The following is a 19,255-nucleotide window of genomic DNA, read 5'->3' on the forward strand; positions in this document are numbered from 1 at the left end:
CGGCCCTCCCCTTGGAAGGTATTTCGCATCAGCTCGAAAGAACGCACTCGCCCCTGGGAGCCAACAGCCCCAGCGCAACCGAAGAGACCACCCCATGACCACGATGAACCCCACTCGCGTCCAGCCCAGCCGCGCCCTGAGGCCTCGAATCAGCATCACCGACATCGTCGCCACCTACGGAATGCACGCCATCGAAACTCGCATCGCAGTCCTGCGGGCCTCCGGGCGGCACCACGCCGCCACCGTCATCGAGCGCGAACTCCGACAAACCCGACGAGACCGGACAGAGCAATCTGAAGGACACACGCAGTGATCGGATCCGATCTCGTAGCCTCCCTTTACCGCGCAAGATCAGCCACCTGCGGACGCAAATGTAGCCAGCCCACCGAACCGCGAGCATTCGGCCGCCCAACGAACTGAGTAATCTCGCGGTCCACATGACGCCGTCCGATCAGCATCATTCGGTACATGAGCGTCTGCGTAGCTGTCAATGGCCACTTTCAGGTCGCGCCCAGGCGGGTGTTCCCGATCGCGGCCGCACCGACCAAGAACGCCTCGGCATCGTCGCCGAGCGCGCAGAACTGTTGCTCGACAGTAGTTTTCGGACGCGGACCACCGCCGGACGCGGTCCGTCGTAGTGGTCATCGAGGATCGACGCCTCACAGGGAGCAACGAGTTCGCGCTCGGCCACGATCACCCCGGTGGCCGGTTCGAGCACCAGCAGCGCACCGACATCGATGATGACCGCGACTTTTTCGCCGATCAGCCGGGTCGGCACCGAGTAGCGGGCCGACTCGTAGCGAACACACGAGAGCCGGTCGACGGTGCGGGTCACCGCCGGTGCGCCGATCTCGAGCCGCAGCGACGGCAACGGCGCCAACAACTCCCGCTCGAGGGCCAGGCGTTCGTCCGGGATCGCGCAGATCTCTGAATGCACCAGTGAATTCACCTCCGCGCACCACGCTTTCGCCGCCGTGTTGGCCTCCCGCAAGCTAACCGCCCGCCCGGTCATCGCAGCCTCGGTCAGCAATGGCACCGCCAGATCCCGCTGCGCATAGCCGCACAGGTTCTCCACGATGCACTTGGACTGCGGATCGTTGGCATGACACCAATCCGGTATTGCGTTGCGAACCTGACATATTCGGCAGTCGGGACAACTACGTTCGCGACCACCCCACCTTTCAGGCAGCCCATCCGATCGGCCAGCGCCCTCGCGGGAACCCCGCCGATCATGGCGAACGCCTCGGCGATCAACGCCAGCGTCGTCGACTGGCGCTGATCGGCAGCGAACGCGACAAACCGCCACCGCGAGAACGCCAGCACCGCACAAAACAGCTGCAACCCGGGCGCGGCCTCGGCCCAATCGATCACCAGATACTCACCCGGCGGCCACACTGCCGGACGACGGCCTCGGTGATTATCGGTGCGCCACAACGCTTTCTGCTCGGCAACCAGCCGACGGAAATTCCGTGGTGACCCTCCGTAACCGGCAGCCCGCGCCGCCGGCAACAGTCGCTTGGCCGAGATCCGGCCCTTCGACTTGGCAACACGTTCGGCGACCAGATCCCACGAGGGTGATCAAGCGCGCGCCTGGGAGGAACTCGTCTACCAGTTGCGGCCGCTCGCGGGTCACGGCCATGTCGAGACCCGCAAGACGCGGGCGCTCGATGGCGGGGTGGAGTGGTATGAGTTGTACGACGACGGCCACCAAGAGGGTTTCCAAGCCAAGTTCAACGCGAACCTCGCGGATGCTCTTGGCGGGATGCGGGAATCGGTAAAAGCGGTCGCGACGAAGCGCTCACAGATGACTCGTCTCACCTTCGTCGTTCCCTACGATTTCACCGACGGTGCGTCGGCTAAGTCCAAGTCCGACCAGGATCGCTGGGACGACGCCGTCGCGGGCTGGAAGACGGACATCGTCGGAGCCGATCGCCTCACCTTGCTCGAATCTCGCGGAGCCGCACCTCAGTTCCCGAACTCACCGCTGCTCCACTCCCTCCAGTACCGTCACCACTGCAAACGCGGCCCAACCACCCCTACTGCCGTTCGCACCACGGACGGCAAGAAATACTAGCCCCCGCCGCGAACCCGTGCCGACGCCGAATCCCGCGCGCCGCAGCACCGACTCTTCTCAAGTGTTGATCACCTGCGTGCGCAGGCCGTCCAGCAGCCCAGCTCGCTGGTGACCTGTACTGCGTACTGGTCTCGCAGCTGTTGTAGTTCGGTGATGTCGATCCTCCGCTACTCGCCAATTATGCTCGTAGCCTCTGGTTTCGGCGAGCCCCTCGGCCAGCTCATGCGACTGCTTCTTCGCGTGCGCACGGGCGCCGATCAAGTCCTCACTCGGGTGAGGTCGGTTCGTGTGGTGGGTCCGGTTGCCACAGAGATTCCACCTGTGGCTGTTCAGGATGTCGGATGAGTTCCAGTAGCGCGCAGACCTGCTGGAAGGTGAATGTGGAGCCCTCGATAACGAACTCGCGGTCATCGCCGATATACCGGGCACCCGCCATCCGGAGCAGGTCGAAGACAGTGTCGAAATCCTGTACATGACCAACTCGGATGCGGAGACGCTGCCTATTTTGAGCTGCTTCCATCTCGTTCTTGGCTTCGCGCGGCGCTCTATCGACCCATCGGACGTCGTAGGCATGACCATGTACTTCCTGGATTGCCGAACGGACGGCCACAAGGTATTTCGGCTGCTCCAAGCGTTGAGCCAGCCGATGGGTCAGTGGCGGTACCACGGCGCGCAAGCGGCCTGCTGCGGCGAGTGTGGCGCTGCCCGGAATGACCAGCGAGAGTGTGGTATCGGTCACAGCCCACGCCCCTGAAGGGCGCAAAAGCGCTGGTCATGCACGGAGGAAAAGGATCGGGTGTCAGGGTGCTGACTTGACACCTCGAAGGGGATACAGATGCCCCAGATTTGTGTCCGGAGGGGGAACTGACCCATATCCCCAACCTTGTTTATGCGGCTGACCTGCAGCTTCCTTGAAGATCGTGGGCGTGGGGTCCGGGACAGCGGAACTGATTCGCATCACAACCCGGACGAGATCGTTCAGTTGAGGATAGTGGTCCCCGAATGTGGATTTGATCATTGCCTTGGTTCGTCTGGTCACGGGTGAACCAAGGCAGGGTTCGGCGCCAGACCTCGGCGGGGTGATCCTACCGTTGCATCCTGCAATCCTGGTTCCGGATGACCACTTCCGCTGACAAACTAGGCGCGCCGGTCATAGTTCGGGCGCTTGGGGGAGCGGCGTCCGGGTCGTTCGCAGATCTGCTGGATTCTCGACGATGATGATCGAACTCGTCGCGCCCAGAGGCTGATACTAACGATCGGCCTCGTCGCCGCTGCGGCGCTGGCCTTGATTCTGGTCCTTGTTGACCTCGCCCTGTCCTGTGTGCCCATTGTCGGTATCGGCCTTGATGCCCTGGGTGTCGGCGCCCGCATGCCCGCGCGGCGCGCCGTCGTTGTGGCCTTATCGCAGCCTTTGGGAATTCGTTTCGGCAGGTCACTGACCCGATGACGAGGGCGGCCTACGTCGCCCCATCTCGCGGATCTTGGTGTACGGGCAACAGGTCGTCCATCCGGTCGTGCAGTGCGGCTGATCCGGGCAAAACTGTCGTACAGAACTGACGGAGAGACTTGACACTCGGATCCCTTGAGCTCTAAGTAGATTCGGGTGAATGAGCCTGTAATGGCCGTGAGGTGCGCCGGCGCCTGGCGGTCCTTCGTCATGTCGAGGAATTCACCAGACTCAGGTACTCGCTAATCGTTCTGCTGGATTCTGTGACCCGATCTCAATGATCGTGTCAAGTCGCGGTAGCTGATGTCGGACATCTGTATAGCCCGCGCTCAGCCGGCGAGCAGAGCAGCCAATCTCGCAGATGCGCGCAGCTTCGTCGACGACGAGTACTTCACCCGCGTCGACCCGAACGCAACACCGACTCCTCCGCCGCCGGTTCTGTCCGATAATGGGGGCTTATCGATCAGAAGCGGAACAGTGAACAGGCCGGGACCGAGCGGCACGGCGGGTAGCCACGATCAGGTGTGCGGTCTCTGCCAGGCCATTCTTCACGCCAACACCCGCAGGCGCCACTGATGGGTTTCCGGAGGTGCAGATATGAGCGACAGTTCCGACTCACGGGATGGAGTCAGGCGACCGACGGCCGGAATGGGATTCGGCGCCGTAGCCGCTTTCGCTGCTGCGTGGGAAGCCGACGCCCTACCGCCGGTCATCGCCGACTACCTGCCGGGCGCACGTCTGGGTGCGCTGATCGAACTGATCCGGATCGACCTTCGGCATCGGTGGCTGCGCCCACCGGCAGGGACTCGCCCCGACGAACCTGTCGCAGCCGCACCCGGGCACAAGCGGCTGCGCGAATACTGTTCCGAATTTCCCGAGCTCACGCCAGAGCAAATACCGGCCAGTCTGGTGTACGAAGAGTTCGTGATGCGCCGCCAGAGTGGCGAACAAGTGGATCCGCGCGACTACCTGCAAGAATATCCCGAGCAGGCGGCGCAGCTGCGCGAGCTGCTCAACGCCGACGACGAGGATCAGAGCACCCGGCGTGGCAGCCTGGACCTTGCCGCCGCGACCTCCGCCGACTCGATCACCTCGTCGGGGAATGCGACCCGCACCGCCAACGACCTCCCCACCGTCCAGGACACCACCGGGACGCGGGCCACCGGCTTGGACCGCATCGCGATCGGCGATCGGATCGATGATTTCGACCTGCTCACGGCACTGGGCAACGGTGCATTCGCGCGGGTATTCCTGGCAAGGCAGCGGTCGCTGCAGCGGCTGGTGGCGGTAAAGATCTCCGCCGACCGCGGCACCGAACCGCAGACGCTGGCACAGCTCGACCACGACTACATCGTGCGGGTCTTCGATCAGCGGCTGCTCGACGATCCGGGCCTGGAAATCGAGCCCGGTGGGCATCGGCTGCGGATGCTCTACATGCAGTACCTGCCCGGCGGCACCCTGCTGGGCGTGCTGCGCTGGATGCGGGTCACCCCGCCGCCGCAGCGCCGCGGGCAGCTACTGCTGGACGTGGTGGACGCGGCGATGGGGGGCAAGGGCGAGATCCGTCCGACCGATTCCAGTGTGCGCGCGGAGATCGCGGCGCTGTCGTGGCCGGAGACCGTCGCCTGGCTGGGGCGCCGGCTCGCCGAGGCGCTGGCCTACGCGGACACGCGCGGCGTGCTGCACCGCGACGTCAAACCGGCCAATGTGCTGCTCACCGCCGAGGCCGTGCCGAAGCTCGCCGATTTCAACATCAGTTTCAGCCGGGGAGTGGTCGGCGCCGATCCGGTCGCCTATTTCGGCGGATCGCTGTCGTACATGTCGCCGGAACAGCTGGAGGCATGCCACCCCGGCTACGACCGAACCGCTGATGATCTGGACACCCGTGCCGACATCTACTCCCTCGGTGTGGTGCTGTGGGAGCTGCTCACCAGCGCCAAGCCGTTCGACGACACCCCTGCGGGTGAGTGCAGCGATGCCGCCACGTTGGCGGCCATGCTGAAGCGCCGTCGCGCAGGGGTGGATCCGGGCGCGCTCGAACGGATTCCGCGCGACTGCCCAGCCGCACTGCGCCGGGTGCTGCTGATGTGCCTGTCGTCCGAGCGGGACCAGCGATGGGCCGGTGGTGCGGAACTGGCCCAGCAACTGGAAGTGTGCCTGGACGAGCGCGCCCGCGGCCTGGTCGACCCGCCCTCGTCCAGCTGGCGGCTACGACTACGGCCCTGGCTGGTACCAGTGGTGGCACTGGCCATGGGCACCCCGAACGCGCTCGCAGCGGCGTACAACATCGAGTACAGCGCGACGCTGATCGTCGACCGGCTGAGCCTTCCGGCGCAGCACGCGTGGTGGATCGCCGCAGTCCTGGTGAACGCGGTGTTCTTCCCGTTGGGCATCGGGTTGGTGCTGTACATGTCGCGGTATCTGCTCATCGTCTCGCGCGGCCTGCGCCGGGGCCGGGAATACGACCCGCAGATGCTGGCCCGGGCCCGATCGGATGCCCTGCGGTTCGGCGATCGTGCTGTGTTGGTGTCGTTTTCGCTGTGGAGCCTGGCGACGATCATTTTCCCGCTCGTAATCTACTTCACGACCAAAGAGCTCACCGGGCAGGCGCTGCAGCACTACCTGGGCGGAGTGCTGGTCTGCGGTGCGATCGCGGTGGCCTACCCATTCTTCCCGGTGACGTTCTACATGGTGCGCTGTATCTATCCGATGTTCCTCCCACACGGCGACATCACGGCAGTCGATGCGCTGCACCTGCGCAGACTCGACCGACGCTGCACCGTGTATCTCACCGTGGCGGCGTCGGTGCCACTATTGGCGATCGCTGGAGTGACCTTGCAACCGCCGGACGACATTCCATTGGTACTCCCGGCCGTGCGGGTGTTGTGCTTCGGCGGGATCATTGCATTCATCGTCGTCTATGTGCTGTTCCGGGCGATCGAGGCCGATCTGGGGGCGTTGAGTCGTGTGGTGGATCCCATCGGCGGACAGCGGGAACAGGCTGGTGCCAGTCGGTTATGAGTGCCCAGGACCTTGGTGCAAGCGAACGGAATCCGGGGCTGAGCCGCTCCCAGCTGGTCTGATCTACCTCGTCGCCGGTGTCGATGCTGCGCGGTGTTGCAGGTGTGTTCGGGACTTCGGGCTGATCGCAGTGAGCCGATTCCGGCCTACGCCGCGATCCAGTCGATGTGATCGCCGGAAAGAAGTTGAGGACAGGATTTCCATGATCGCGAAATCCTCACCCGCCCAACGCTCAACGTACCTTCCACGGCATGCTGAGCTCGTCGCGCCACGACATGGCGCTAAGGTCACCCTCGCCGACAGGGTCAGCATCGGCGCCGACTGCACATCATTCACGAAGGAGCCCACGCGGCAGCCCGCAATGGTTAGGTCCCTACGTGTCACGACACCCTACGTGCTGTGCAGTTTGATCGACACGCTGCCGGAGATCGTGACGTCGAGCGCCCGCTGCCGTCCTGGGCCTGCAGAAACCGCCTGCACCCATGATGTGTGCTCGCCCAACGCAAATCGTAAAAGTTTGGTCGGTCGGGCGCGTACCGTTCGATGTGTGGCAAGGGCCCGGACCGGCCCAAGTGACCGGTCCTCGGCAGCGGGCGTGCGGCCCGGCCGCGGGGCTGTCCCCGCTGAGACTCCACAGGTGCAATCGATGAGATGAACAACCGCTGGAGGTCTTATGACGTCAGTCGAGACTGATGGTCTGGTCGCGACGAGGTCGTATCCGCGCAGGGTCGGCCTCAAGAGCTCCTACATCGCCAAGTTCGTCACGACGACCGATCCCAAGCAGTTGGGGATCGTGTATCTGTTCACGCCGTTTTCGTTTTTCTTCGGCAGCGGATTGATGGCGTTGTTGCTGCGTGCGGAACTCGGGAGTCCCGGGTTGCGGTACGGCGACCAGCCCCCCGCTCGGCCCCCTTGCGGACTCCACATTTCTTCCGGGCAGGAGCAGCAGCGATGAACAGATTGGCTCGGCTCTACACCGAACACGGTCAAAGCCCGTGGCTGGACAACCTCACCCGCCCCTACCTGCGCGACGGTGTTCTCGCGGCAATGGTGGCCGACGGGATCCGCGGCGTGACGGCCAACCCGACGATCTTCGCTCGCGCCATCGAAGCCTCCGACGCCTACGACGACCAGTTCGCCGCCCTCATCGCCGCGGACTCCACCGTCAAAGACGCCTATTGGGAATTGGTCGTCGATGACGTCCTCGATGCAGCGACGGTCCTGCGACCGACCTACGACGACTCCAGCGGAACCGACGGATATGTCTCTGTCGAGGTCGCACCGGAACTGGCTGATGACACCCACGCAACGATCGCTGCGGCGCGCATGCTGCACCAGCGGGTCGCCCGCCCGAACGTGTTCGTGAAAATCCCGGCCACGGCCGCAGGAATACCGGCGATCACGGCGATGATCGCCGAAGGCGTCGGCATCAACATCACCCTGATCTTCTCACTGGCCCGCTACCAGCAGGTGATCGAGGCCTACCTGCAAGGTCTAGAGACGTTCACCGCACGCGGCGGCGAACCCGCCACCGTCCACAGCGTCGCGTCGTTCTTCGTCAGCCGCGTCGACACCGAAGTCGACCACCGACTCGAACACGTCGGCACCACCGACGCGCTCTCGCTGCGGGGGCGAGCCGCGATCGCGCAAGCCCAACTCGCCTACCAGATCTTCCGCGACAGCTTCACCGGCCCACGATGGGACTACCTTGCCGCCCACGGCGCGCACCCGCAGAAGCCGTTGTGGGCCTCGACATCCACCAAGAATCCCGCCTACCCCGACACGAAATACGTCGACCGCCTCATCGGCCCCGACACCATCAACACACTGACCGAAACCACCATCGCGGCCTTCCAGGACCACGGCACGCTCACCCGCAGCATTGACACCGAAGGCGCACCTCACACAGCCGCCGGGGTCATGCGCGAGCTTGCCGCCGTCGGAGTCGACATGGACGACGTCGGCCGCGCCCTCGAAGCCGAAGGAGTCGCCAGCTTCCACGCCTCCTTCGCCGATGTGCTGACCGCACTGCACACCAAAACCCGTCAACTCGAGCAGCGATAAAGCCGGGGATCGATGATGACGACTCGACGCACTGTGCAAATCCGCAGAATCTATGACGACCCGACCCCGCATGACGGTACCCGTGTCCTGGTGGACCGGCTCTGGCCCCGCGGCGTCAGCAAAACCAGAGCCCACCTCGATGAATGGTGCAAACAGATCGCTCCATCCACCGAACTGCGCAGATGGTACGGCCACGACCCGGAACTCTTCGATGAATTCGCCCGCCGCTACCGCGACGAACTGACCGAACCCGAGCGCGTCGAAGCGCTCGCCCACCTGCGCGCACTGGCAGACCAGAACAAACTCACACTGCTCACCGGCACCAAGAACACCGACATCAGCGAAGCCGCCGTACTTGCCGATGTCGTCGCACGATCGGGCAGATCCCCCAGAAAGTGACAGGCAACGACGCGACACAGGTTGGCTGCGGAGACGCCGCCGCGCCAAACGCATCGCCAACCTCTACGGGCAGAGGCTATGTCGCACGGGACGCGGCACTGGAAATCTCATCTCGTCGACGCGACGCGGGTCGCTGGCTCGCGCTGGTGTTCATCCCGATGGACCGCTCGACGAAATGGTCCGACTTCCTTGTCCGCGAACTTCTGTCGGCCGCCTGATTGCACTGCACCTTCGGATCGGCACAGGAGCGGCTGATGGTGACGTTGGATCGGTTGGCGAACGTACTGGCTGGCTATGGGGTCCGTGTGCGGTTGGGGTCGGTACCCCGGTCCGCGGAATTGCGCAGTGTGGTGATCCACGCGGCAGATCAGGACCCCACGGAAATCGGTGACGTGCTACTGGGCATCGGGGCACGCTCGGTGTCGGAGCTGGTGGACTGGGCGGCGTCGGCGCGGGCTGTTGTCGCGCTCATCCGTGGGGGCGAGGAGACCGCGGACGAGCCGGAGATCGAGGGTGTGGCGGTGATGGTGGTCGACCCTGTGGTGGCCTGGAGCGAGGTGGCCGCAGTGGTCTACGGCTTGGTGCTGGAAGGACGCGAGACCGAGGCCGGTCGCGGCCCGACCGACTTGTTCGCCTTGGCCGATAGTCTGGCCGACGCGGTCGGGGGTGCGGTGACGATCGAGGACCGCCGGTCGCGGGTGCTGGCGTATTCGAGGCCCCAGCAGCACCTCGACCCCGCACGGGTCGAGACGATCCTGGGCCGGGAGATGCCGCAGTGGTTGCGGGATGTGTTCGATGCGCGCGGTGTCTTCGCACATTTGGCCGCCTCGGATGAGCCGTTGTTCGTTCCCGCGGGGGGAGAACCTGGTGTGACGGGACGGATGGTGGTGGCCATACGGGTGGGCCGGCAACTGCTGGGCTCGGTGTGGGTATCGTGCCCGGCACCGCTGCAGGGGGCTCAACGCGTGGCCTTGGCCGACGGCGCGCGCACTGTGGCCCTGCATCTGTTGCGGTCGAGGGCCAGCGCGGATCTGGAACGTCAGGTGGAATCCGAACTGGTGATCGGTTTGTTGGAGGGCGCCGTGGACGCGGCGACGGTGGCCAGCAGGCTCGGTTTGGCGCTGCAGAGTTTGCGGGCGATCGCGCTGCGCGCACGGATCGCCGACGAGCCGCACGCCGCGCTGCTGCAGGTCTTCGAGCGAGCGACAACCGGATTCGGCTGGTCCCGTTCGAGCCGCAGCGCCCTGGTCGGCGACACCATTTACACCGTGCTCCCGGCCGATCAGGCAACGACGGCACGTCGCTGGATAACCGAGCTACAGGCAGCTTTGCCGGCCCAGATGACGGTGTTGGCCGGGATCAGCGGTGTTGCCCAGGCCACGGAATTGGCGTTGGCGCGCCGAGAAGCCGACGAATGCCTAGCCCTGCACGAGACCCGCTCAGCGAATGCGGCGCCCCCCGCCTATGACGAGTCGTGGGACGAGATCCTGCTGCAACGGTTGCGTACCGCAGGGCTTTCCGGACGCATCCCCGCACGGGGCCCGGTGTCGGCGTTGCGACGCCACGACCGCGCGAACTCTACTCATTACGTGGCGACGCTGCGTGCCTGGTTGCAGGCCCAAGGCGACCCCGCCGAGGCAGGCGCACAGCTCGGCGTGCACGAGAACACCATCCGCAACCGGCTGCGCAAGATGGCAGAGGTGACCAACCTCGGCTTGGACGACTCCCGTAAACGGCTGGCCATGATGATCGAACTCGCCGTCACCGACAACGACTGATTGTGTTGTGCCATCGCCACAAATCTCGACGCCTCGATTGTCGGATCAGCGCAACTAATCGCCTCGACAGCCAGCCATTATGGAGTTGACAAGAACGCCGCAGGTGGCAGGAGCGAAATGGTGAGTATCGATCGGCCCGACCACCGACCATAGCCCGCCAGTGCTGCTGAAGACCGCGCCAGCCACGGACCTGACGCGCCGCGCGAATCCAATCCGATTCGGCAGGAGCACCCGCGATACCCGTGGGTCCCAGCGACTCAGACCTGGCCCGACATCAGGGGCTTGCGCGTTGTCAGGGGCGGCACCGCCGCCTTGGCCCGCCCCGGACGGCAATCTCCACCCCAGCCTCACAGGAAGGACACAAAAGCATGACCAGCACCGCAGGCATCTGGATGACATCACAAGCCCATGATCGGCTTCAGACCGAATTGCAGGAACTGCTCGCGCAACGCCACATCGAAATGCCCGATGAGGACAGTGACGACTACGCAGGTAACCAGGCTCTGCATTCCGCGCGCCAGGAACGTCTCCGCAGGATCCACCATCTGCTCAGCAACGCCCTCATCGGCCAGAACCCGCCCGACGACGGAATCGCTGAGCCCGGCATGGTCTTGACCGTCCGCTACGACGACACCAAACAGGTCGAGACGTTCCTGCTCGCAGCACCCGAAGCCGAAGACAATCAGATGGAGGTCTACTCCATGCAATCGCCACTGGGCAGCGCCATCACCGGCGCGCGACCCGGCGAACGCCGTATCTACCACACACCCAGCGGCGCGATCATGGCAGTGACGCTGCTACAAGCGGTCCCCTACGCGCTGACGGACCCGGGAAAACACCAGGACAGTTCAGCGAAGGCTCTGCCCTGTCGTGCCCAGCCGGTAACTAGCTGAACGGAGTTGAAGGGAATGAAGAACATGCGGGTATGCGAGGTCATGCAACGACCGATCATCGCGGTGCGGCACAACAACACGGCACGGGAGGCGGCGCTGATGCTCGCCGAGCTGGGCTACGCGGCATTGCCGGTTCTCGACCAAGACGATCGCCTCATCGGAGTCCTCACCAGCGGTGACCTCTTGCGGGCAGGCGAACTCAACGACCCGGTCAGTGCGGTGATGACCACTCCGGCGGTCTCGGTCCCCGACAATGCGGCATTGGCCGAGGTCATGAGCAGGCTGGTAACGCACGGACTGCGCAGTCTGCCGGTCGTCAACGCCGACGGCCGCGTGATCGGCATGTTCAGCCGCAACGACGTGTTGCGAATCATGCTCACCCCCGACGACGCACTCGCCGCCGATGCACAGAACCTCCTCGATCAATACACCGGAGCACGGCGCTGGCATGTCACCGCCGATGAAGGCGAGGCCACCATCTCCGGCCGGTTCGCCGACGAATCCGAACGGCGCATCGCCATCGCCCTCACCCGCACAGTGCCCGGTATCCGCACCGTGACCATCGCGACCACACCGGCCGCAGCCGTGCACTGACGCCGGTGAGGCGGCAGAGCGGTCCGGTGTGGTGGTCCTGATCTACTTGATCTTGGAGATTCGCCCTGGACGACGCCCGCGAGATCAGCGCAGGTCACTGGCGGTTCGAAGCTCGGAGGTGGTGTGCTCACAACTGTGAGGACCAGACCATGGCTGAGTTGACCGACGGCACATACGAGATCATCAACAAATCCATGAATGTGGTGATAGGGCTTGATGTGGCCCCCTGGTCGTAGACCGCCTTTATGAGAGTTGAGGGTGGGGCCGCCGCTCCATCAACGAGTCCGCACTGTCGAACCGGCATCGCGACTGGATGATGATCCTTCCCGACATCACCGTCGCCCTGGTGGTCACCGTCGACGGCGCGCCCGGGACAACGCTGGTGCCGTTCGACACCTCGAAGATCTTTCTCTACGCCTACCGCCACACCTACGTACAACGGCACGCCGACGCTGGTGTCCCCGTCGATGTACTGCGCGAGTTGATGGACCACCGCCAGCTCATCACGACGCAGGGCTATTACCGCGTCGGCGAGGTGCGGCGCCGTGACGCGGTCGAGCGGGTCACCACGATGCAGTTCGATCGGCACGGCAACGGGTCTGGCATCACGCCAAGGTCCTGCTCGACGCCGAGCATCTGCGCCGCTCAGTCGGCTCGGTCGCGGTTCCCTACGGCACATGCAGCGAACCGAGCAATGTCGCTGCGGGCGGCGGGGACTGCCCGGTCCGGTTCCGCTGTGTCGGCTGCGCGCATTTCTCCACCGACGTGTCGTATCTGCCCGACCTGGAAGCATATTTGGCCGACCTGCTGCGTAGCCGCGAACGCCTGCGCGGAGCGTTCACCGCCGCCGAGGATTCGGCGGTCGCCACTGCGCACAAACCGAGCCAGCCAGCACCTGCGCACCACCGCAGCCGCGGTGACCACCGCATCGCTGAAGGCCGACCTCGCCAACGCCAACGCCCGGATCGGTCGCCTCGCCGGTCACAACAAGCAGCTGGAGAGGAAGCTCTCCGAGATGTTGGGCGAGCAGGCATGGCGCGAGTCCGGCCTCGGCGCTCCGGCCGACGTCGACCAGCTCCAACGCCATATCGCATCGTTGAACCAGCAGTTGATCGACCTGCGAACCCAGCTCGAAGAACGCGATCAAGACCTCGCGGCGGCGCGCGCAGCCAACGGGAACTGTTCGCGAGTATGAACAAACGGTAGCGCGATGATCGATTGGTTCCAGTCGCGAATCTCGGCACCACCTTGGTCGGCGATGCGATAGCGGCCGTGAGTGACCCCCGTCGATCGCCCCGTAATGCCGAGTTGAGCGCGGTGTGCCGCTCCCTCATGGCGCGGCCGCTACATCGACAATTGATCCAGCCACTGCTGATACAACGGTTTTTGAAAACGAGATCGACTGCCCCGGTCAGGGGGGCTGATGCAGATGACCACTTCCGGCAGTTCCCAGGCCGTCTCGATTACGGGCTCGGTTGTCTGCCGCGTCGGCGAGCCGAGTTCAGCAGTGAGCCCTGTCGCACAATGTTGAAACGGCATGGTTCATCGGGTCCGGGGCCGATGTCGCTCGACGGTCGGGGCGGCGGGTTTGCCCGTACTCCCACAGTCTCGGCTCAGTGGTGTGTTCCGTGGTCGGCACGGATGTGACGGAGGCGGCCCGTGTCTAGCGTTGTGAGCATGGAAATCAACGCGAACATCAGCACCGACATCAACGTTCACCTCGAGGTGGCCGATCCCCAGGCCGCCGCCGCGATCTACGACGCGGCGTTCGGACTGGGTGACCGGCTCGGGTTCCGGGCTTCGCCGGCGCCGACGACCGGTTTCCGTGGATTCATCTTGTCTCTGGTGGTGTCGCAGCCCTCCACCGTCGACAGCCTCGTCGACACCGCGGTCGACGCCGGGTTCGTCGTCCTCAAGCCCGCGAAGAAGAGCCTGTGGGGTTACAGCGCGGTGGTTCAGGCGCCGGAGGGGACGATTTGGAAGGTCGCCACCTCGAAGAAGAAGGATGTGGGCCCATTCACCCGCGAGATCGACGAGCTGGTGTTGCTGATGGGCGTGACGGATGTGAAGGCCAGCAAGCAGTTCTATGTCGATCGCGGCTTGACGGTGTCGAAGAGCTTCGGTGGCAAGTACGCCGAGTTCGCGAACTCGGGCTCGTCGGTCACCCTGGCGTTGTACCCACGCAAGGCTGCCGCCAAGGAGGCGGGGGTCGCCCAGGAAGGCACAGGATCGCACCGCATCGTCATGGACAGCGGCATCGGTTCGTTCATCGACCCGGACGGGTTCGCGTGGGAGGCAACGGCCTGAGCTGGGCGATCAGGCTCCGTCATTGGCGGCGAGGGTCAGACTTTTGGTGCCCTGATAGGGGCGGTGGGCGGGCCGGATCCGCGGTGAGCTAGCAGAACGACAGGAGAAGGATGATGAAGTTTTGGACCCACGTCGAGCCACCCGAGCCCATGCGGGGCCTGGAAGTTCCGCCCGAGGTGGTGGCGGCGCTCGGCGAGGGCGCGCGGCCGCCAGTGACGATCACGGTCAACGGGCATTCCTGGAACAGCCGGGTCGCCCTCATGCGCGGCCGCTATCTGCTCGGCCTCAGCAACGCCAACCGGCAGGCCGCGGGTGTCGCGATCGGCGACGAGGTCGAGGTCGAGGTCGAGGTCGACACCCAGCCGCGCATCGTCGTCGAGCCCCCGGACTTCGCCCGAGCCCTGGACGACGACCCCGTCGCCCGCACCGCCTACGACAACCTCGCCTTCAGCCGCAAGCGCGAGCACGTGCACGCCATCGAGAGCGCGAAGAAGCCTGACACACGCCAACGGCGCATCGACAAGGCCATCGCCACCCTGCGGGGCTGAAACCCGAGAAACGAGACTCCGCCGGCTATGAAATCGCCGCGCAGAGTCCTGACCCGGCGACACGATATTCAGCGCGGCGCAGTGCTGTCTCGGAGCCGCTGGACAAGTGTGCCGCGCGCGAGCTCGCTGATGCCCTCGAAGCACGCGACACAAACGGTTGGGTAGGCCGTGTAGCGAGGTGCCCGCGTTGGGCGGGTCCTTTTCTTCACGGCCTCCCGCCGAACCGGACGTGCCAGCTTTCCCGGCATCCGGCTCTCCAGTGACCTATGTTGTGAGGGGTGTGACCTGCGCCGGGTCGGTGTGGATCAGCTCGTGGCAGGGCGGGCAGACGACGAGGGTCTTGCGGCGCCGGGATGCCATGAGTCTGGCCCATTCCGGTTGGTGCTGGCCGGGTGGAGCGAGCTCGGACAGTTTCGCGACGTGGTGCGCGTGCACTTCGCCGTGGATTCCGCAGAGTTCGCAAGTGCTCCGCTGGAGCTGGGTGATGATTTCCTTGCGGGGCAATGGATTTCGGCTGGGAACGCGATCGGTGAGGATCGCGGTCTTTCGCCGGGAGAGGGGAATGCCTCCGAACCGTGCGACCTGGGGTTTGCGGTTGCCGCGGTGCCGTGCAGCTTCGAAGCAGGTGCGCGTCCCGTCGGGGGTTTCGATGGTGGCCCGGTAGCGGACCGCCATCTTGGCCACTGACGATTTATGCTTGCCTGCAAGCGTTTTCAGCATCGAGGTTTGCATCGTCCACCTCACCCGTTCCAGACGGTAGACGTCTGCGGCGAGCAGGTAATAGTTGACGATGCCCCTGTATCGCGTCCCGAACGCGGCGACGATGTCGTGATCGTGCCTGTTCTGCAGGGCGCGCTGCGCGGCGGGTTTGCCGCCGCGCAGGTAGGTCGCGCACGAGGATTTGACCACCGGGATCGGCACCCGCAGTCGGATGGAGCCTTCGGCGGTTTTGCGGCCGCCGGTGCCGGTTTGGGTGGTGATCTCGTATCCGAGGAAACGTGCCGCGTGGGTGCGCGCGTGCGTGATCAGCGTTTTCTGCTGTGACAGGTCCAAGCGCAGTTCGTCGCGCATGAATCCGGTCAGTCGCTGTTTGATGTCCTCGGCCTCGTGTTTCGGTCCGGCGAATCCGAGCAGAACGTCGTCGGCTTATGGGGACCGGTGGGTTATGCCGACCGTGGCGTGAGGGTGCTGGATAGGCGAGGTGGTGGGGCTGGTTGGTCGGCATAATCTGGGCCTTGTGATCGTGATGGTGGCGGGTTTCGAGTGGTTGGAGGAGGACAACCACTCGAGACGGGAGAGATCACATGGGTGCCGAGATGTCGGTGGATGTGCTGGTAGCGGAGTTCCGTTCGTGGCTGGCGGTGGACCGGGGGCTGTCGCGGGAGTCGGTCCGTTGTTATGGGACTCAGGCGGGTAAGTTCCTGGCCGGTTTGCCTGGGCCAGTGGATGCTGCTGTGCGGCAGCTGGATTCGGGTCGGATCACCACATTTATGGTCGATTATTGCCGCGACTGCAACACCTGGTCGGCGAAGGCGATGGTGACCTCGCTGCGCGCTCTGCTGCGGTTCCTGCACGTGTCCGGACGGATCCCGGCGCCGCTGGTGGGCGCGGTTCCGGGGGTGGCGGGCTGGCGGTTGGCGTCGCTGCCGCGCGGTCTGGACGCGCCGGTGGTGGCGCGGTTGCTGGACGGATGTGACCGGGCGACGGTGGTGGGCCGACGCGATCGCGCAATCTTGACGATGCTGGCCCGGTTGGGGTTGCGTGGGGTCGAGGCCGCCGGTTTGGAGTTGGACGATATCGACTGGCGCAGTGGAGAAGTCACCATCCGTGGCAAGGGCAACCGGATCGACCGGCTGCCTTTGCCGGTCGATGTCGGTGAGGCGATCGTGGCGTATCTGACCGACGGCCGACCGGCCTGCGCGGTGGCGACGGTGTTTTGCACGATCCGCAGACCCTATCGGCCGTTGAACGCGGCGGCGGTGCGGGCGATCATGGGTCGTGCCTGCGCGCACGCGGGCATGGCGCGGGTGGGTGCGCACCGTCTGCGTCATTCGCTGGCCAGCGACATGCTCCGGGCGGGAGCGTCGCTGCCGGAAGTCGGGCAGGTTCTGCGGCACCGAAGTGACCTGTCCACGGCGATTTACGCGAAGGTCGACGAGAATGCGCTGCGCCCGCTGGCGCAGCCCTGGCCGATCCAGGTGCGGTCATGAGCGTGTTGCGCCGAGCCGCCGAGGACTATCTAGCCATGCGACGGGCGCTGGGGTTCAAGCTGACAACTCAAGCGGTGCAATTGATGTCGTTCATCGGCTACTGCGAGTCGGCCGGAAGTGATCGCATCACCAGCGAGCTGGCGCTGGAATGGGCGACCACGACCGGCAGCGGCAGCTGCCACGACGCCTACCTGGCACGCCGGTTGATGACGGTGCGGATCTTCGCCCGCCACTACCAGACCCTCGACCCAGACAGCGAGGTCCCACCCGAAGATGCTCTGCCGCACCACAAATGCCGGATTGCACCGTATCTGTATTCACCCGCTGAGATCGCAGCCCTCATCGACGCCGCCGGGCAGTTGCGGCCACCGCTGCGCGCGGCGACCTGGCAGACACTGATCGGCCTGCTCGCGGTGACCGGCATGCGCAAACGCGAAGCCTGCCGCCTCGACGACGAACACGTCGACCTCGATCGAGCGGCATTGGTGATCCTGGATTCCAAGTTCGGCAAGTCCCGGCGCCTGTTCCTGCACGACTCCACCGTCATTGCTTTGCGGGACTACCGACAGCAGCGCGAGCGGTGGTGCCCGAACCGGTCCGGCCCCTGCTTTTTCGTGTCCACCCGTGGCACTCGCCTGGATGCCGACAATATCCCCAGCACCTTCACCGGCCTGATCGACGCAGCCGGCATCACGGCGCCACCCGGAGGGCGACGGCCCCGGCTGCACGACCTGAGACACACGTTCACCGTCGCCACGATGATCGGTTTCTACCGCGCCGGCGGCGACGTTCAAGCACGGTTGCCGATCCTGTCGACCTGGCTCGGCCACGTCGACCCGAAATCGACCTATTGGTATCAGCAGCAGATACCCGAACTACTCACCCTGGCCGCGCAACGCCTGGAAACCGTTGGGGATGAACGGTGATGACCGCGCTGGCTCCGATCCTGCAAGCATTTTTCACCGACAAACTCCTGCGGCAGCGCCGCGCCGGACCAAACACCATCGCCGCCTACCGCGACGCATGGCGGCTGTTGCTGCAATTCGCTTCCCGCGCAACAGCAACCGCACCCAGCGGCCTGGACCTGGGCCAGCTCGATGCCACGCTGGTCACCGCTTTCCTGACCCATCTCGAAACGGAGCGGTCCAACAGCACCGCGACCCGCAACACACGGCTGGCCGCGATCCGGTCGCTATTCCGTTACGCCGCCTTGCACGCGCCCGAACACGCCGCCGACATCGCCCGAGTGCTGGCCATCCCACCCAAACGTCGTGACCGGCCCATCCTCTGCTACCTCACCACCGACGAGATCGACGCCCTGATCGCCGCACCCGACCGCAACACCTCGCTCGGGCGCCGCGATCACGCCTTGCTGGTGCTGGCCTGCCAGACCGGGCTACGCGTTTCCGAACTGATCGGGTTGACACGCAACGACATTCACCTCAACCACGGTGCTCATGTCCGCTGCCATGGCAAAGGCCGCAAGGACCGCGCCACCCCGCTGACCCGCCACACCATCGCCGCCCTGCACGATTGGCTCGCCGACCACCACGGCGCACCCACCGATCCGCTGTTCACCACCCGCGAGGGCCGACCGCTTTCGCGAGATGCAGTAGCCAAGCTGGTCACCAAACACACCCGCCGCGCCACAGCCCGCTGCCCAAGCCTGACCAGCAAGACCGTCACCCCGCACACCCTGCGACATTCCGCGGCCATGGCGCTGCTGCACGCCGGGGTCGACACCTCAGTCATCGCGCTTTGGCTCGGCCACGAAGACCCCGGATCCACCCACACCTACCTGCACGCCGACATGACCATCAAGGAGAAAGCCCTCGCCCGCCTCACACCACCCAACACCAGCCCCGGCCGCTACCACGCCACCGACACCCTGCTCGAATTCCTCGACAACCTCTGACCCGA

General features: G+C 65.1%; 18 protein-coding genes and 1 pseudogene. 15 read left to right on the plus strand and 4 right to left on the minus strand.

What is annotated here, in order from left to right:
• Positions 1-512: 512 nt before the first annotated feature.
• Positions 513-1,694, minus strand: a pseudogene (locus ACQP0C_RS13600) (Mu transposase domain-containing protein); the annotation flags it as partial.
• On the opposite strand from ACQP0C_RS13600, the gene ACQP0C_RS13605 reads away from it, so the two are divergent.
• Complete coding sequence (locus ACQP0C_RS13605; protein ID WP_433733281.1) at positions 1,613-2,074, plus strand: hypothetical protein; 462 nt, start codon at positions 1,613-1,615, stop codon at positions 2,072-2,074. The pseudogene ACQP0C_RS13600 and the gene ACQP0C_RS13605 sit on opposite strands and share 82 nt — an antisense overlap.
• Positions 2,075-2,339: 265 nt before the next feature.
• On the opposite strand, the gene ACQP0C_RS13610 is transcribed toward ACQP0C_RS13605, so the two are convergent.
• On the minus strand, positions 2,340-2,813 hold the full coding sequence (locus ACQP0C_RS13610) for a hypothetical protein (RefSeq protein WP_433733282.1): 474 nt from the start codon (positions 2,811-2,813) through the stop codon (positions 2,340-2,342).
• Between the two features lie 426 nt (positions 2,814-3,239).
• Between ACQP0C_RS13610 and ACQP0C_RS13615 the strand changes: the two genes are divergently transcribed.
• From ACQP0C_RS13615 to ACQP0C_RS13650, 8 genes are all read left to right on the plus strand, one after another.
• Entirely contained in the window at positions 3,240-3,521 is a 282-nt protein-coding gene (locus ACQP0C_RS13615; RefSeq protein ID WP_433733283.1) for a hypothetical protein, read from the plus strand.
• A gap of 597 nt (positions 3,522-4,118) precedes the next feature.
• Positions 4,119-6,542, plus strand: coding sequence for a protein kinase domain-containing protein (locus ACQP0C_RS13620; RefSeq protein ID WP_433733284.1), 2,424 nt, complete (start codon positions 4,119-4,121; stop codon positions 6,540-6,542).
• 673 nt (positions 6,543-7,215) lie between these two features.
• Positions 7,216-7,497 (plus strand): hypothetical protein, encoded by a 282-nt coding sequence (locus tag ACQP0C_RS13625; RefSeq protein WP_433733285.1) that lies wholly within the window; start codon positions 7,216-7,218, stop codon positions 7,495-7,497.
• On the plus strand, positions 7,494-8,606 hold the full coding sequence (tal, locus tag ACQP0C_RS13630) for a transaldolase (protein WP_433733286.1): 1,113 nt from the start codon (positions 7,494-7,496) through the stop codon (positions 8,604-8,606). Before ACQP0C_RS13625 ends, tal begins: the two co-directional genes overlap by 4 nt.
• Before the next feature lie 15 nt (positions 8,607-8,621).
• The gene (locus ACQP0C_RS13635; RefSeq protein ID WP_433733287.1) at positions 8,622-9,005 is read left to right on the plus strand and encodes a DUF488 domain-containing protein; all 384 of its coding nucleotides are present in this window, start codon (positions 8,622-8,624) and stop codon (positions 9,003-9,005) included.
• 254 nt (positions 9,006-9,259) lie between these two features.
• Positions 9,260-10,783: a PucR family transcriptional regulator gene (locus ACQP0C_RS13640; protein ID WP_433733288.1), complete on the plus strand. Its 1,524-nt coding sequence runs from the start codon at positions 9,260-9,262 to the stop codon at positions 10,781-10,783.
• A gap of 368 nt (positions 10,784-11,151) precedes the next feature.
• Positions 11,152-11,676: a GreA/GreB family elongation factor gene (locus ACQP0C_RS13645; protein WP_433733289.1), complete on the plus strand. Its 525-nt coding sequence runs from the start codon at positions 11,152-11,154 to the stop codon at positions 11,674-11,676.
• A gap of 15 nt (positions 11,677-11,691) precedes the next feature.
• Positions 11,692-12,270: a CBS domain-containing protein gene (locus ACQP0C_RS13650; RefSeq protein WP_433733290.1), complete on the plus strand. Its 579-nt coding sequence runs from the start codon at positions 11,692-11,694 to the stop codon at positions 12,268-12,270.
• Between the two features lie 127 nt (positions 12,271-12,397).
• On the opposite strand, the gene ACQP0C_RS13655 is transcribed toward ACQP0C_RS13650, so the two are convergent.
• Entirely contained in the window at positions 12,398-12,859 is a 462-nt protein-coding gene (locus ACQP0C_RS13655; RefSeq protein WP_433733291.1) for a hypothetical protein, read from the minus strand.
• Between the two features lie 327 nt (positions 12,860-13,186).
• Between ACQP0C_RS13655 and ACQP0C_RS13660 the strand changes: the two genes are divergently transcribed.
• The 3 genes from ACQP0C_RS13660 to ACQP0C_RS13670 all read left to right on the plus strand — a co-directional run bounded on the left by ACQP0C_RS13660 (position 13,187) and on the right by ACQP0C_RS13670 (position 15,125).
• Entirely contained in the window at positions 13,187-13,465 is a 279-nt protein-coding gene (locus ACQP0C_RS13660; RefSeq protein ID WP_433733292.1) for a hypothetical protein, read from the plus strand.
• A gap of 482 nt (positions 13,466-13,947) precedes the next feature.
• Entirely contained in the window at positions 13,948-14,577 is a 630-nt protein-coding gene (locus tag ACQP0C_RS13665; protein ID WP_433733293.1) for a glyoxalase, read from the plus strand.
• Between the two features lie 110 nt (positions 14,578-14,687).
• A complete protein-coding gene (locus ACQP0C_RS13670) occupies positions 14,688-15,125 on the plus strand; it encodes a YdeI/OmpD-associated family protein (protein ID WP_433733294.1) in 438 nt (145 codons plus the stop codon).
• Positions 15,126-15,389: 264 nt separating this feature from the next.
• On the opposite strand, the gene ACQP0C_RS13675 is transcribed toward ACQP0C_RS13670, so the two are convergent.
• Entirely contained in the window at positions 15,390-16,196 is an 807-nt protein-coding gene (locus ACQP0C_RS13675) for a group II intron reverse transcriptase/maturase (protein ID WP_433733295.1), read from the minus strand.
• A gap of 233 nt (positions 16,197-16,429) precedes the next feature.
• Between ACQP0C_RS13675 and ACQP0C_RS13680 the strand changes: the two genes are divergently transcribed.
• The 3 genes from ACQP0C_RS13680 to ACQP0C_RS13690 are packed head-to-tail and all read left to right on the plus strand — an operon-like array spanning position 16,430 to position 19,250.
• On the plus strand, positions 16,430-17,335 hold the full coding sequence (locus ACQP0C_RS13680) for a site-specific integrase (protein ID WP_433722436.1): 906 nt from the start codon (positions 16,430-16,432) through the stop codon (positions 17,333-17,335).
• Complete coding sequence (locus ACQP0C_RS13685) at positions 17,332-18,261, plus strand: tyrosine-type recombinase/integrase (protein WP_433722437.1); 930 nt, start codon at positions 17,332-17,334, stop codon at positions 18,259-18,261. Before ACQP0C_RS13680 ends, ACQP0C_RS13685 begins: the two co-directional genes overlap by 4 nt.
• A complete protein-coding gene (locus tag ACQP0C_RS13690) occupies positions 18,261-19,250 on the plus strand; it encodes a tyrosine-type recombinase/integrase (protein WP_433722439.1) in 990 nt (329 codons plus the stop codon). Before ACQP0C_RS13685 ends, ACQP0C_RS13690 begins: the two co-directional genes overlap by 1 nt.
• Positions 19,251-19,255: the final 5 nt, after the last annotated feature.

Origin of the sequence: Nocardia sp. CA-129566 (assembly GCF_050956075.1) — a bacterium.
Lineage (GTDB): Bacteria > Actinomycetota > Actinomycetes > Mycobacteriales > Mycobacteriaceae > Nocardia.

What these genes read in the sequence shown, in the direction of transcription:
- ACQP0C_RS13620 (WP_433733284.1), top strand. Translation starts at nt 4,119, where the DNA reads ATGAGCGACAGTTCCGACTCACGGGATGGAGTCAGGCGACCGACGGCC.
- ACQP0C_RS13625 (WP_433733285.1), top strand. Translation starts at nt 7,216, where the DNA reads ATGACGTCAGTCGAGACTGATGGTCTGGTCGCGACGAGGTCGTATCCG.
- tal (WP_433733286.1), top strand. Translation starts at nt 7,494, where the DNA reads ATGAACAGATTGGCTCGGCTCTACACCGAACACGGTCAAAGCCCGTGG.
- ACQP0C_RS13635 (WP_433733287.1), top strand. Translation starts at nt 8,622, where the DNA reads ATGACGACTCGACGCACTGTGCAAATCCGCAGAATCTATGACGACCCG.
- ACQP0C_RS13640 (WP_433733288.1), top strand. Translation starts at nt 9,260, where the DNA reads ATGGTGACGTTGGATCGGTTGGCGAACGTACTGGCTGGCTATGGGGTC.
- ACQP0C_RS13645 (WP_433733289.1), top strand. Translation starts at nt 11,152, where the DNA reads ATGACCAGCACCGCAGGCATCTGGATGACATCACAAGCCCATGATCGG.
- ACQP0C_RS13650 (WP_433733290.1), top strand. Translation starts at nt 11,692, where the DNA reads ATGAAGAACATGCGGGTATGCGAGGTCATGCAACGACCGATCATCGCG.
- ACQP0C_RS13665 (WP_433733293.1), top strand. Translation starts at nt 13,948, where the DNA reads ATGGAAATCAACGCGAACATCAGCACCGACATCAACGTTCACCTCGAG.
- ACQP0C_RS13670 (WP_433733294.1), top strand. Translation starts at nt 14,688, where the DNA reads ATGATGAAGTTTTGGACCCACGTCGAGCCACCCGAGCCCATGCGGGGC.
- ACQP0C_RS13675 (WP_433733295.1), bottom strand. Translation starts at nt 16,196, where the DNA reads ATGCGCGACGAACTGCGCTTGGACCTGTCACAGCAGAAAACGCTGATC.
- ACQP0C_RS13680 (WP_433722436.1), top strand. Translation starts at nt 16,430, where the DNA reads ATGGGTGCCGAGATGTCGGTGGATGTGCTGGTAGCGGAGTTCCGTTCG.
- ACQP0C_RS13685 (WP_433722437.1), top strand. Translation starts at nt 17,332, where the DNA reads ATGAGCGTGTTGCGCCGAGCCGCCGAGGACTATCTAGCCATGCGACGG.
- ACQP0C_RS13690 (WP_433722439.1), top strand. Translation starts at nt 18,261, where the DNA reads ATGACCGCGCTGGCTCCGATCCTGCAAGCATTTTTCACCGACAAACTC.